At 55.1% G+C, this 12720-nt stretch carries 10 protein-coding genes; 7 read left to right on the top strand and 3 right to left on the bottom strand.

Features of this window, described 5'->3' with window-relative positions; genetic code table 11:
• Nucleotides 1–61 precede the first annotated feature (61 nt).
• Nucleotides 62–3997, bottom strand: a complete 3936-nt coding sequence (locus tag R0137_RS12850; RefSeq protein ID WP_407326806.1) for a DUF1631 family protein — start codon at nt 3995–3997, stop codon at nt 62–64.
• Nucleotides 3998–4034: 37 nt separating this feature from the next.
• Here R0137_RS12850 and ung point away from each other — a divergent pair, with 37 nt between their 5' ends.
• Nucleotides 4035–4871, top strand: a complete 837-nt coding sequence (ung, locus tag R0137_RS12845; protein WP_407326805.1) for a uracil-DNA glycosylase — start codon at nt 4035–4037, stop codon at nt 4869–4871.
• Nucleotides 4872–4896: 25 nt separating this feature from the next.
• On the opposite strand, the gene R0137_RS12840 is transcribed toward ung, so the two are convergent.
• Nucleotides 4897–5802 (bottom strand): YgfZ/GcvT domain-containing protein, encoded by a 906-nt coding sequence (locus R0137_RS12840; protein ID WP_407326804.1) that lies wholly within the window; start codon nt 5800–5802, stop codon nt 4897–4899.
• A 107-nt stretch (nt 5803–5909) separates the two neighbouring features.
• On the opposite strand from R0137_RS12840, the gene R0137_RS12835 reads away from it, so the two are divergent.
• Nucleotides 5910–6170, top strand: a complete 261-nt coding sequence (locus tag R0137_RS12835; protein WP_407326803.1) for a succinate dehydrogenase assembly factor 2 — start codon at nt 5910–5912, stop codon at nt 6168–6170.
• Between the two features lie 422 nt (nt 6171–6592).
• On the opposite strand, the gene nadB is transcribed toward R0137_RS12835, so the two are convergent.
• Nucleotides 6593–8203 carry an L-aspartate oxidase gene (gene nadB, locus R0137_RS12830; RefSeq protein ID WP_407326802.1) on the bottom strand — a complete coding sequence of 537 codons (1611 nt, stop codon included), beginning with the start codon at nt 8201–8203 and terminating at the stop codon, nt 6593–6595.
• Between the two features lie 210 nt (nt 8204–8413).
• Here nadB and rpoE point away from each other — a divergent pair, with 210 nt between their 5' ends.
• The 5 genes from rpoE to R0137_RS12805 all read left to right on the top strand — a co-directional run bounded on the left by rpoE (nt 8414) and on the right by R0137_RS12805 (nt 12669).
• Nucleotides 8414–8995 (top strand): RNA polymerase sigma factor RpoE, encoded by a 582-nt coding sequence (gene rpoE, locus R0137_RS12825; protein ID WP_405270052.1) that lies wholly within the window; start codon nt 8414–8416, stop codon nt 8993–8995.
• A 66-nt stretch (nt 8996–9061) separates the two neighbouring features.
• Nucleotides 9062–9673 (top strand): sigma-E factor negative regulatory protein, encoded by a 612-nt coding sequence (locus R0137_RS12820; RefSeq protein ID WP_407326801.1) that lies wholly within the window; start codon nt 9062–9064, stop codon nt 9671–9673.
• Nucleotides 9663–10676: a MucB/RseB C-terminal domain-containing protein gene (locus R0137_RS12815; RefSeq protein WP_407326800.1), complete on the top strand. Its 1014-nt coding sequence runs from the start codon at nt 9663–9665 to the stop codon at nt 10674–10676. The genes R0137_RS12820 and R0137_RS12815 overlap by 11 nt, the downstream gene beginning before the upstream one ends.
• A gap of 24 nt (nt 10677–10700) precedes the next feature.
• Nucleotides 10701–11168, top strand: a complete 468-nt coding sequence (locus R0137_RS12810; RefSeq protein ID WP_407326799.1) for a SoxR reducing system RseC family protein — start codon at nt 10701–10703, stop codon at nt 11166–11168.
• Nucleotides 11169–11238: 70 nt separating this feature from the next.
• Complete coding sequence (locus R0137_RS12805) at nt 11239–12669, top strand: Do family serine endopeptidase (RefSeq protein ID WP_407326798.1); 1431 nt, start codon at nt 11239–11241, stop codon at nt 12667–12669.
• Nucleotides 12670–12720 lie beyond the last annotated feature (51 nt).

Below are 12720 nucleotides of genomic sequence, written 5' to 3'. Positions count from 1 at the left end.
GCTAACAGGACTTATGAAGGTGCCTCTTGATCCACATCAATGTAGATCAGTTAACGGGTCTTTATGTTTCGAGGTTAGCGAGCTCGTCGGTGATCTCGTGGAGCTCTCTTGGCATGCCGATACCCCAGCCCTGGAGGTAGTCGATGCCTATCTCGCGTAGAGCAGGAACAATCTCTAGATCTTCCACGCACTCCGCCACGGTTTTTTGTCCCAAAAAGTGTGCCAGGTCATTGATGGACTTAGTCATGGCGTAGTCTGTCTGGTTCCGATGAATGTCAGTGATAAAGGTGCCGTCAATCTTGACGTAGTCTACCGGTAACTCCTTGAGGTACTTGTGACTGGCAAGACCAGTGCCGAAATCATCGAGAGAAAACTTGCAACCAATGTTTTTCAGGGTGCGCACAAAGTCGGCAGCTCTCGGAATATTGTCGATAGCGCCAGTTTCCGTGATTTCAAAACAAAGTTTGCTGGTGCCCACGCCGTGCTCTGATATTTGCTCCAATACATAGTCGAGAAAATCATTGTCCGTAATGCTCGTTCCCGAGAGATTGATCGAAAGCTCGGGTACTTCCTTTTGAGCGTCCATCAGTCGGGAGATCCAGGAGAAGGCCTCTTTGAGTACCCAGCGATCCACCAGCGTGACGTAGCCAAAGCGCTCGGCGGACATGATGAAGTCTTGTGGAGACTGGAGCTCTCCATCGTCGTCCCTCAGCGACAGCAGTATTTCATAGTGATGCTTTGCGCCCTCGCGGCCATCGACGGCGCTTTGGACGATGGGCTGAGCACGGAGCACGAGGCTATCTGTGGACATTGCATCATCTAGTCGTTTACGGGAGGTTGCCCGTTCAAGCTTGTAGTTCATGACCTCTTCTTGGTCGATGTCGAAAACTACGACCTGATCTTTTCCTTGGGTCTTCGCTAATGCCAATGCTTGGCGCGCCTGATCTTTCACTGATGCAGGGCTTTCGCTTGTCTGAACAACACTGGCGACGCCAATGGATACGGTGAAAGAGACTTTCTCGCCGTTAATCGACAGGCTACTTGCCGCGATATCCAGGCGTATTTTGTCCGCGATGTGGCGCGCTTCTTCCGAGTTGCGGTACGTCAGCAGAATGCCAAACTCATCGCCTTCCATGCGCGCAGTGAGTGCGCGTCTATCATTCATCTGTCCCAGTAAACGGCCAAACTCACTGATGACTTCATCGCCACTGGTGTCATCAAAGACATCATTTACCAGTGCGAAATTATCGATGTCGAGCAACAAAAAGGCGTGTTCACTGGCCCTCGCATGAGCGTGGCGGAGGCTACGCTGAAGCTGGTACATCAGGGACTCGCCATTGATCAGCTGGGTTACGGTGTCGCGGTTACGATCGAAGCTGAGCGTTTTTTGCGCTTCTTCGAGGGTTCCATACATGCTCTGCTCGAGCACGGACATGTCGTCTACCGGAGTAGGGGCCTGGGCTCCGCGACTGAGTTGACGGGCAAGTTGTATTGCACTCATCTCAGCTATCTTCTGTCCGCGTTCGTTGACGAAAGCGAATTGATCGCGGTCTTCACTGATCCACACCAGGCGCATTTTTCGCTGGCGACCATCTTTGGAGCGGTAGCGCAACTTCGCCCCGGGTTCCAAAGCCTCCACCCTCTGGAGCCAGCGACGTAAACGTGGAAGCTGCTCTACCCGCTGGGAGTCGGGTTTGGCCGCGTCGCTAACTTGAGATTTGTAAGTGGTGGTGTCAGCGGGTGCTCTGCCGGTGATCACGGCGTTGATGTTGCGTAAAGCTGCTTCGTGCGCAACGGAACCTGGATTAGAGCTGTTTAATCTGCGATTGAGCGCCTGCAAGCGGTGCTGCATTTCTTTTACTTCTGGAGGAGGAAGCTCCCCCTCACTGGATTCTCGGAAGTCTGCAACAAGAGTCTGCAGTAGCGCTTCTTCTTCCTGCCAGGGAATACTGTTTTCGCCTTCACGCAGTGCGATTTGCACGAGTGCCTGACGCCAGCCTCCGTCTAATAGGTCGACCAAGGGGCGTGGCGCACCATCTCGGTCAATGTGCCGATCGAGGAGTTTCTCCACACTTCGCTGCGCTCGGTTAAGTCGCTCCTGACCTTGAAGACCGCTGATGACCCTTTCTATGTTCCGATCAAGAGATCGGTTCTGTTGAGAGAGTAGGCTGTCTAATTCACCCTGTGCGTCCGAGAATACAACGCTGTCATCGCTGTAATCACGAGCAACGCGTTCGACGATCTCGGCAACTTTTTTTCGGAGAGCACGGTTCACCGTGTTATCGGCGCTGGCTAACTTGGAGATTTTATCCAGGAGTCTGTGCGCGGGGTGATCGGGTTGGGCAAAAAACTTTGGCTCATGGAGCGACAAACGAGCGAGAGGCACTCTCAACCTTGCGAGGCTGGGAGCCATATCATCGCTCACCTCGAAGTTGCGGTTCAAGGTATCGAAAACTGTGTCTACGAAACTCAGCCGATTTGCGCCGTCGCGGCCAATGCTCGCATCGTCTCCCAACGCGCCATGCTCTTTCAGGAGGCTTTCCAGGGGCTTTAGGTCCCCAAGAGATGCAGCCTGCGGTTGCGAGGCCTGCAGAGCGAGTAGAGCATTGAGTAGTTGCTGTTGATCCAGTGCCTGCGGCGCTGCCGACGAGCTGGCGGCAGATGTCCCTGAGCCTGCCCCTTGGGAGTTACTGCCACCGAGTTGCTGCTCTGCAGCGCCTTCCTGCGCTTCGTCTTCAGAGCGCTCGCGGTTTGTGTCCAAGGCACTGATGACCGCGTCGTACATGGCGTCATGTTTATTGCCGCCACTGCCGCCACCAGCGCCGGCACTGTTTGCTCCGTCGGCGTCTGCTCGTGCGTCCGGATCCCGGGAGCCGGATTCATTAGCGGTCGAGGCGCCGCCACGACGTACCTCAGAATCTACCGGGGTGCTTTCCGTGGGCGCCGGAGGCGCTTCTTGTTGTGCTTGCGTACCAGGTTTGGTGCGCACAGTAGACTTAATAATTCGTTTCTCGACAGGGTTGAGGAGTGAGCCGTTGTCGCGAATATCTTCTTCAAGACCAGGCTCGACACCGGCCTCTATGAAAATGGCATTGAGAGATGGGTATAGCTTTTCCAGTTGCGGTGCGTAGGCATCCTTAAACATTTGTAAGCTGTCTTGAATGACTTCCTGGCTGTCACTAATGGGTTCGAAGGCGTCAATGAAAGCCTGCAAGACGTAGGCGGGATGGAACGGGGTTCGCGCCCGTCGGGGTTCGCGATTTGCGACAAGTGCCGTGCGGATCGTCAGGCACTCGAGCTCTACGCGATGGGCCTCGATAAGGCTGTTGACTATTTTGTCGACGGCCAGTTTCTGATCCATCTCGTCGAGAGCCACCAGATCGAGGTTTCTGGCGGACGCCGCCTCAAGATCTGCGAAAGTTTGACCGTCGCTCTCTTTCTCAAGGGTCTCGACGCTCGCCGTCAGCGCTTTGGAAAAGTCGTCGAGAAAGTCCTCATTGTTTCGCTTCAATACATTCAGGGCGTCGTAGTGTGCGTGTTGTCCCGACATGCCGTAGCGTGAAGAGGTAGACAGATCGAAGAGGCGATCTCCCAACTCAACGAGGAAGCGTCGCATGGCCTTGAGTAATTGCTCGTGCCCCTTAGCCAGCATTTCACTGACAAGGCGGTCGGCTTCTTCTGGGCCTGGGAGCCAAACGATGGCATCGGGGTCCATGACCTCAAGTACCACGTCCGGTAAATCGTCATCAGGACTGACTAAGACTTCCCGCGCATTGATGGACTCGATACTTCCAGCGATGCTTATCTGGGCTTCATCGTCATCAGGGAGGCCGGCAATCACCAAATGTACGGGCAGGCCCTCGGGAGGCAGCGAAGAGATAGCCTGTTTGGGTTTTAGGAGCAGCGAGCCCGAGTCGGTGATTTCCGCAATGCCAGCAAAGCGAAGACCATCGGGTAACCGAAGATACGCAGGTAACGCTGGCCTTTTTTCGCTCATATATCTCGCAGTCTCATTACGTGAGGCAAGCGCGAAGTTGCGCGGCTGCATCGTAGTAAGTCAGAGTATACGGAAGAAGCTGTCGACTCTGAAGTACAGTACTGCTTTTCATCAGAGCGGGCAGGGTGCACCTTGGTGCAACTTCGTCGCTAACATCGAACTATCCCTTTGGCAGGTCTATATCAACAAGCAATTTCTCAAAGACTGGATTCCTGATGGCTGGAAAACTCTATTGCAGGCGGAAGGCGATCCTTCCTACCTGCAAAGTTTGTCGGACTTTATCGACGAGAGGCGCGCGAGTACCGATGAGGTTTACCCGCCAGCGAATGAAGTGTTCAACGCCTTCGTTAAAACAAGGCCTGAAGACGTTAAGGTCGTTATTCTGGGGCAGGATCCGTATCACAGTGCCGGGCAGGCCCATGGACTTTGCTTTTCGGTCAACCGCGGAACTCCCATACCACCTTCGCTGCGAAATATCTTTCAGGAGTTGTGCGAAGAGTTAGATGCTCCCCTGCCAGGACACGGATGCCTGGATGCCTGGGCGAAGCAGGGCGTTCTTCTTTTGAATGCGGTGCTAACGGTTGAGGAGGGACACCCGGGTTCGCACCAGGGGAAGGGCTGGGAGACGTTCACGGATAGCGTGGTCGAGGCCTTGAATATAGCAAAGGAGCCCCTTGTTTTTATGCTTTGGGGTGCGCAGGCGCAGAAGAAGGGGGCTGTAATAGACCAACAAAAGCACTGTGTGCTGAGGGCGCCGCACCCGTCGCCACTGAGCGCTTATCGTGGTTTCTTTGGTTGTGGCCACTTCGTCAAAGCGAACGAGTTTCTTGTTTCCCGGGGACAAAACCCTGTTGATTGGACCCTAAGGGACTAGGGGCGAATGCGGTGAGCTCGGGGAGTCACCCAAGAGCGTAATGAAAGTCGAGACTCCGCAGCTGTTCACCGCTCTTTAAATAGAGCTGCTCGTTGAGCAGCTCGCTCTGAACTTCTCCCGCCACGAGGGTTGGGTAGCCGTCTGCAGATGCCTTACGAAGGCAGCGCCCAACAACGTCGCCTTCGGCGTTGTGCAATGACGCGTCCCGGCTCAATTCGTCAGCGCCATTGTCCGTCTCATAAATTTGCAGTCGTTTTTTACTCCGCCCTTTGTAGTGCAGGCGAGCCACGATCTCCTGTCCCGTGTAGCAGCCTTTGTCAAAGGCGACGAGGCCTGTGAGGTCATAGTTCAGGGTCTGGGGAGTGAAGCTTTCAACGTCGTCCAAATCGACCGCGTAGTGACCGCTGCGAAGCATCGCTTGCGACCAGCGTGCGGGGCCTTCGTCGACAGCAGCGTCACGTTGTGAGACCAGGCTTGCAGACGTGCTTCCACCGAGAAAAATGCGCTCGCCATAAACAGCCCCACGCTGAAGATAAAGTCCTTCATCACTCTGAGACACAGGAACAAGACCGTCTTGTATTGGCGCTGCGTTCGTCGCATTGTCAGGATCGAGCACGCCAACAATGGCTGTTTCTGAGGGGTCAACTTCGACACTGATCCGTGAGAACTGCGCATATCGCTGGATCGTTTCGGCGATGCTCAATGCCAAAGAACGGCGCAGTCGCAAGACCACATGCGTGTCACTGAGCTGAACCACCGTAAGATCCGTTAATACCCGGCCTTTCACGTTGCACAGGGCCCCCATTAGCGCCTGGCTGTTACTCAACTTGCGCGTGTCGCAGGTGAGCTGCCCTTGAAGAAACTCGGGTACCTTCTCGCCACGGAGGTGAAGTAGGGCCTCATCGGGCAAAAAACAGGCAAAACCGTTCACAATCACTCCTTGTTAGCTCTTGAGCTTGCCATCGATGTGTCAGTCACGAATCATAACTCAGCGTCGACTCAGCTATACTCTCGCGCTTTAAAAAACGAGTGTCTGGCATGGACGAAGAACATAAACGCATGCGTTGGGCGAGTCGCCGGGGGATGCTGGAGCTTGACCTTATCCTCGAGCCCTACGTGCGTCTGCACTATGCCCAGTTGGATGACGAAGGCCGGGGTCGCTATCGCGAGCTGATGACCTGCCAGGATCAGGAGCTCTTTGATTGGTTTTTACACAAGCAGGTTCCAGACAACCCCGAACATGCACTCATGGTAAAGATAATACTCAGTGCGCGGCGACCTGAGGATACGCCTCCGTAAATCCGCGCGTTTACGCCGCTACCTGTATTTAAGCAGATCGCTTTGCGTCATCACATTTGTTGTCAGTTTCTACGGTTCCAGTTTCCACCTTATTCTTCCCGCTCTCGGACTGTGTTTGTTATCAAGGGCCCTCTCCCGCCTGAACCCAGAGGGGGTCACACTGGTTTGTGAGTCTCTGGGACAGGCAATAGGTAGTTGGCAGTGTTCCCCGTCAGAATCCTCGCCGTCTAGGCCCTGCACTCTTCTGAGTCAAGGCAAGCTGGCGTCAGTGCTGTGGATAGAGTGTCGCAGCGAGGCGACTGCGCAGGAGTCTGCCTCCTGTCATCGAATACTCGTGTTTCCCGATGCGATGTCTTTTGAGCAGTGGCGGCTGCTACGCCGCGAGCTACGTCTTGAGGCGCATGCCGCATGCAAGCAGGGGTTTAGCTAGTCACTTCGCGGGCGCGATAGTTGTCCGGAATGAGTATCGTGTCTTCGCCTTTCGCTAGTAGTTCCGGATAATCCAGGGTGTAATGCAGGCCTCGACTCTCTTTACGCTCCATGGCACAGCGAATCATCAGCTCTGCCACCATAGCGAGGTTGCGTAACTCCAGCAGGTCATTGGTCACTTTGTAATTGCTGTAATACTCCGCGATCTCCCCCTGGAGCAAACCGGCTCGACGAAGAGCGCGCTGGAGGCGCTTATTCGTGCGGACAATACCCACGTAATCCCACATAAAACGACGAAGCTCGTCCCAGTTATGAGAAATGACGACATCCTCGTCGGAGTCGGTCACCTGGCTCTCGTCCCATGGGGGCGGGCCGACCTGGTCGGGAGGAGATTTTAGCTGGTTGCTAATGTGCCCAGCGGCCGCCTGGGCATACACCAAACACTCCAAGAGTGAGTTGCTCGCCATGCGGTTGGCGCCGTGTAGACCCGTGAAAGAGCATTCACCTATAGCGTACAGGCCGGCCACGTCTGTGCGGCCTTGATCATCTACCATGACGCCGCCGCAGGTGTAGTGCGCCGCGGGCACCACCGGAATTCTGTCGGTGGTTATGTCGATGCCAAATTCAAGGCAGCGTTCGTAAATCGTGGGAAAGTGCTGCCGAACAAAGTCCGGTTCTCGATGGGAGATATCCAGGTAAACGCAGTCGGCGCCGAGGCGCTTCATTTCGTGGTCGATGGCCCGCGCCACGATATCCCGCGGTGCCAGCTCAGCCCGATCATCAAAATCAGGCATGAATCGATCACCATTAGGAAGTGTCAGATATGCGCCCTCACCGCGCAAAGCCTCAGTAATAAGGAATGACTTTGCATCGGGGTGATAGAGACAAGTCGGGTGAAATTGATTGAATTCCAGATTCGCCACGCGACAGCCCGCTCGCCAGGCCATGGCAATGCCATCGCCGCTCGCGCCATCAGGGTTGCTGGTATAGAGATACACTTTACTAGCGCCACCACTGGCTAGCACGACGGCATCCGCTTCGAAGAGGTCGACGCTGTCTTCCTGCTCATTAAGCACGTATATACCTTTGCATTGTCCGCCTTGCACAACGAGATCTACGGCAACGCGTCCGGGAAGTAAGTCGATGTTTGAGGCCTGGCGAGCGCGTTCTTCCAACACTTCACCGATAGCTCCACCGGTGCGATCCGCCGCATGCACGATGCGGCGGTGGCTGTGTCCTCCCTCCTGAGCGAGGTGATACTCTGGAGATTGGGTTGAGTCCATATCCTCTCGAAGATCAAAGTCTACTCCCAGGGACGCCAACCAATCGACGGTTTCTCGGCTGTGTGACACGGTAAGTTCCACCGCATCGCGATGGCATAGACCCGCTCCGGCGCGCAAAGTATCTTCGACATGCGCATCAACACTGTCCCGGGCATGGAGCACTGCAGCCATGCCGCCCTGCGCCCAATACGTGGAGCTCTGTTTAACGTCTCCTTTGGACAGAACCGCAATGCGATGGTCCGTAGGCAGTCGCAATGCGAGAGCCAGGCCTGCGGCGCCGCGTCCGATGATCACGACGTCATGGCGGTAATGCGTGCTCATTGCGCGGTCAAAATCCTTATCAAGAGGTCTTAATGGCAGGTATCATGCCCTTTTTGCGCAGCTATCGGTACAGGGCTGCCTAAGAACCCCGGGCGTAGGTGAAAAACGTAAATAGTTCACAGGGAACTGCCGGCGATTCCCGGTGTCCATAATTAGCAGGTGAAGCAGCATGCGGTTGCTGGCGCCGTGCATCAGGGAGGAGTGCGACGTTTGACCGCATCGGTCACAGATAAACAATTGGTTGTGCGGGTTCAAAAAGGCGATAAAAGCGCCTTTGACTTGCTGGTTATTAAGTACCAGCAAAAAATCATGAGCCTGATCAGCCGGTATGTGCATGACGCAGATGAGGTGCAGGATGTTGCCCAGGAAGCGTTCATCAAGGCGTATCGAGCGTTGCCCGGATTTCGTGGTGATAGCGCGTTCTACACTTGGTTGTACCGGATTGCGATCAACACTGCCAAAAACCATCTTGTTTCGCGATCCAGGCGGCCCCCGGGGTCCGACGTAGATGTTGATGACGCTCAATATCTGGAAGCCGGTGATGCCTTGCGGGACAAAGAGTCTCCAGAGAATGCCTTATTCGGGGAAGAATTGCGGGCCAAAGTGCATGGCGCCCTTGATGCTTTGCCAGATGATTTGAGAACGGCGGTAACTTTACGCGAGTTTGATGGTCTGAGTTATGAAGAAATTGCTGAAGTGATGGAATGTCCGGTTGGGACCGTGCGGTCGAGAATTTTCCGCGCTAGGGAAGCCATCGATAAGATTGTGCAGCAGCAGATGGATGGACACTAAGAGTTTGGACAAATGAGCGTTTGGACAAACAGGAAAATGTAAGTATGAGTATTGGAGTTAAAGAGCATGCGTAACGCCGAGAGCAGCAGTCCGGAAATGACTGCAGCGGAGACTTTGTCCGCATTGGCTGATAATGAAGCTCAGGAGTTGGAGTTGCGTCGCGTGCTTCGTGACGTGGACAGCTCTCCCGAGTTGCGCAATCGTTGGTACCGATTGCACATTGCGCGATCCGTCATGCAAGGTGAGGCTGTGAGACCCGCACCGGACTTCGCTATGTCAGTGCGTGCTGCTATCGACGCTGAACCCGCATTGCAACAGAACACAGCGGGCAACTGGCGCCGCGCTTTGGGAAGTTTCGCCGTGGCCGCATCGGTGGCAGCAGTTGTTGTCGTCGGTGGTCAGCAATTGGCGGTGACCTCTGCCGGCGGAGATACAGATCTTGTGGCACGCGTAGCACCGCTTCCTGTCGGTGTGGTGAATACTGCCGGAGCGGTTCCGGTACAGGCCAGTTTTGGTACTCGGGCACTGCCTACATTGCAGCCCGCAGACCGCACGGCCTACCGGGAGCTTGCGCGGCAGCGACTGCGTAAATATAGCCAAGAGCACGCGGAACATGCATCTTTGAATACGCCTCAGGGTATGTTGCCTTTCGCCCGGGTGCCGGTGATTGAGCAGTAAAGTGATCTTCAAGTCTCAAACTGCGGTGGCAAATTTGCCGTTCCCTGGGAGCATTGGGGCGATTGCTTCAGTCAGGGATCGTCTGCTCGGCATGTTCGGTGCATTTGCGCTAGGCGTCTGCGCGACTTCCGCTGCGAATGCGCAGCAATGTGATGCGCTAGAGCCTTCGGTCGCCAAGCTTCTTCAAGCAATGTCCAGTAACGCCCAACAGGTTAACTACAGTGGAGTCGTCACGTTACAGCGGGGCGGCGATATGCAGATCATGCAACTCTCCCACAGCGTGGTTAATGGTCAGGCATCTGAAGAGCTGTCCCGCCTTACGGGGCAGGACGCGCGCGTCGAAAGGTCAGGACACCCGACGGATTGTATGCATCCCGGTCACCAGTTGCTCAGAGCCGCCGATGTGTTTGGCGGTTCCTTCTGTGGTTTAGCGTCTGTGTATCGTTTTCGCGTTCAGCCTGGAGACAGAATTGCTGGCCGTGCGTCGCTGCGTTTGCGTGTTGAGCCGCGAGATATGTACCGTTTTGGACACGTTATAGAGCTTGATCAGGACACAGCACTTATTTTGAAGTCGTCGACTTTTGCTGCGGATCAGAGCGTTTTGGAGCAGTTTCAGTTTGCCAGCCTGACTATGAAACCGGGCTCTGCGGGCGAGTCTGCGGTAGCGCACGAGGCTAGCCATCCCCACCCCCATGAGACCGAACACTTGCGACAAGGAGTCGCATGGGAGTTAACGTGGTTGCCGGACGGTTTTATGGCCACGGATGCCGCACTAACAACATCTGAACGCAAGAGTTATACCGATGGTTTAGCGTCTTTTTCGGTATTCCTCGAACCGTTAGGCGCGGCGATCAAGCCTGGTGAAGGCGTGGAGCGGCAAGGCAGCACCGTGGCATATACCCGTGGCGTCTTGCTGCAGCGTCGCCCTGTTCTAGTGACTGTTTTGGGCGAGATTCCAACGAACACGGCACGCATGCTTGCAGATTCCGTGCGCCTCAGATGATATCGACGTTCTCCTGATCTTATTATGCTGACTGAAACAGCCCGAGTAGTCGCCGTCGATAATGATGGAGTGTGGGTTGAGACCTTGCGGCAATCGAGTTGCAATAGCTGCGCCGCTCGATCCGGTTGCGGTCATGGCATGATTAACGGCGCTAAATCCGGTGTATCGAGAGGACTTGTAAAGGCGGCCTTACCCTCTGATGGATCTCTCGCGGTGAGTCTCCACGACACGGTGGAGATTTCGGTGCCGGAGCAGGGCTTTTTGAGAGCAGTATTTATGCTCTACGCCATGCCTCTTTTGTTGATGCTTTTTGCAGCGGGGTTTGCTGATTATCTCTGGGCCACGTCCGAACTTTCTCAGGCTGCTATGGACTTACGGGTAACACTGTCGGCGATTGCTGGCCTTGGCGCCGGTTTGTTACTACTGCGTTTTCTGAGTGATCGCCTCAGCGGCCACACCGACTTTAAGCCGCGGGTTACGGGTATTAGCTGATCCAAATTGGCGATTACAGCGAATCTTTGTTGCTAACTTTTTTCAGACTGTTTTTATGTGGGAGATACTCATGACATACCGTTTTGGAGCCTTGGGATCCAAGCTACTGGCCATCGCAGCGATTGCGTTGATGTGCTCGGCGAGGCTCGGCCAGGCGGCGGAGCTACCTGATTTCACGGGAATTGTTGAAGAGCAATCGCCAGCGGTGGTGAAGATCATTGTCGAGGCCAGCACAGCCAGAGATGGATCAGACATTAATGAGCAGGAAATTCCTGAGTTTCTCCGACGTTACTTTCAGATGCCAAATCCTCCCCAAGGCCCTCAAGGTCCTCAAGAGCGCATGGCTACGGGCTCCGGTTTTATTATTTCGGACGATGGCTATGTGGTAACGAATCATCACGTAGTCGAGGGCGCGGACTTGGTTACCGTACGCATGTCAGACCGTCGGGAGTATGAGGCCGAGGTTGTCGGCTTGGATCCTCGATCTGATCTAGCGCTGCTGCGCATCGAGGCGGAAGAGCTTCCCTACCTGGTGCTGGGCGCCGACGATGCTTTAAAAGTGGGGGAGTGGGTATTAGCAATCGGTTCACCGTTCGGCCTCGACTATTCGGTTACCGCGGGCATAGTGAGTGCTAAAGGGCGCAGTTTGCCGACCCGAAGCCGCGAAAACTATGTGCCTTTTATCCAGACCGATGTTGCGATCAATCCGGGGAACTCAGGAGGCCCGCTGTTTAACCTCAAAGGCGAGGTTGTTGGCGTTAACTCACAGATATTCACCACGCGCGCCGGGGGCTCCATTGGGCTGTCCTTTGCCATTCCCGTGAACGTTGTTCGCAACGTTGTAAACCAGTTAAAAGATGGCGGCACGGTTACCCGTGGTTGGTTGGGCGTCACTATTCAGAACGTAGATCGGAACCTAGGCGAATCTTTCGGTCTTGATCGGCCCCGTGGCGCCTTGATATCGCAAATCGCCAGTGATGGACCTGCCGCCAAATCGGGGCTAGAGCCCGGTGACATCATCATCGAATTCGATGGAGAGGCCATCGAAACCTCTGCTGACTTGCCGCACGTGGTTGGTCTTATTGCTCCCGGTACCGAGGTCGACGTGTTAATCGTCAGAGACCGAAAGCAAAAAACCATTGAGGTCGAAGTAGGCGGACTAGACGCCGAAGACAGCGTAGATCAGGCCTATCGAAATGGCGAAGCTGAAGACGAGCAGGGCGGACGTCTTGGCATCGTGGTAGAAGAAGCGCCGGAGGAGATGTTGTCTCGCTGGGATCTTGCTGGCGGCGTTGTGGTGCGTAGCGTTGAGCCAGACTCTCCTGCGGATGACGCGGGCCTGATGCCTGGGGATGTCATTACCGCGGTTGGCGCGACGCCGGTTCGCTCTCTCGATACCTTCAGCGAGATCATCGGTGACCTTGCGGATAACGCCTCTGTGCCACTGAGATTGATTCGCAGAGGGTCTCCAATGTTCATTGGGCTACGTTTGGGCGACTAGATTTCTCGCTCAGCTCCCACGCGGGTAGATTCGCTGGTCGTCGTATTCGTG

Source organism: Congregibacter brevis (assembly GCF_045689245.1).
Taxonomy (GTDB): Bacteria; Pseudomonadota; Gammaproteobacteria; order Pseudomonadales; family Halieaceae; genus Congregibacter; species Congregibacter brevis.
This window is presented reverse-complemented; position numbering and strand designations above follow the sequence as displayed.

Coding starts and splice junctions, on each gene's coding strand:
- R0137_RS12850 (WP_407326806.1), bottom strand. CDS start 3,997: ATGAGCGAAAAAAGGCCAGCGTTACCTGCGTATCTTCGGTTACCCGAT.
- R0137_RS12835 (WP_407326803.1), top strand. CDS start 5,910: ATGGACGAAGAACATAAACGCATGCGTTGGGCGAGTCGCCGGGGGATG.
- nadB (WP_407326802.1), bottom strand. CDS start 8,203: ATGAGCACGCATTACCGCCATGACGTCGTGATCATCGGACGCGGCGCC.
- R0137_RS12820 (WP_407326801.1), top strand. CDS start 9,062: ATGCGTAACGCCGAGAGCAGCAGTCCGGAAATGACTGCAGCGGAGACT.
- R0137_RS12810 (WP_407326799.1), top strand. CDS start 10,701: ATGCTGACTGAAACAGCCCGAGTAGTCGCCGTCGATAATGATGGAGTG.
- R0137_RS12805 (WP_407326798.1), top strand. CDS start 11,239: ATGACATACCGTTTTGGAGCCTTGGGATCCAAGCTACTGGCCATCGCA.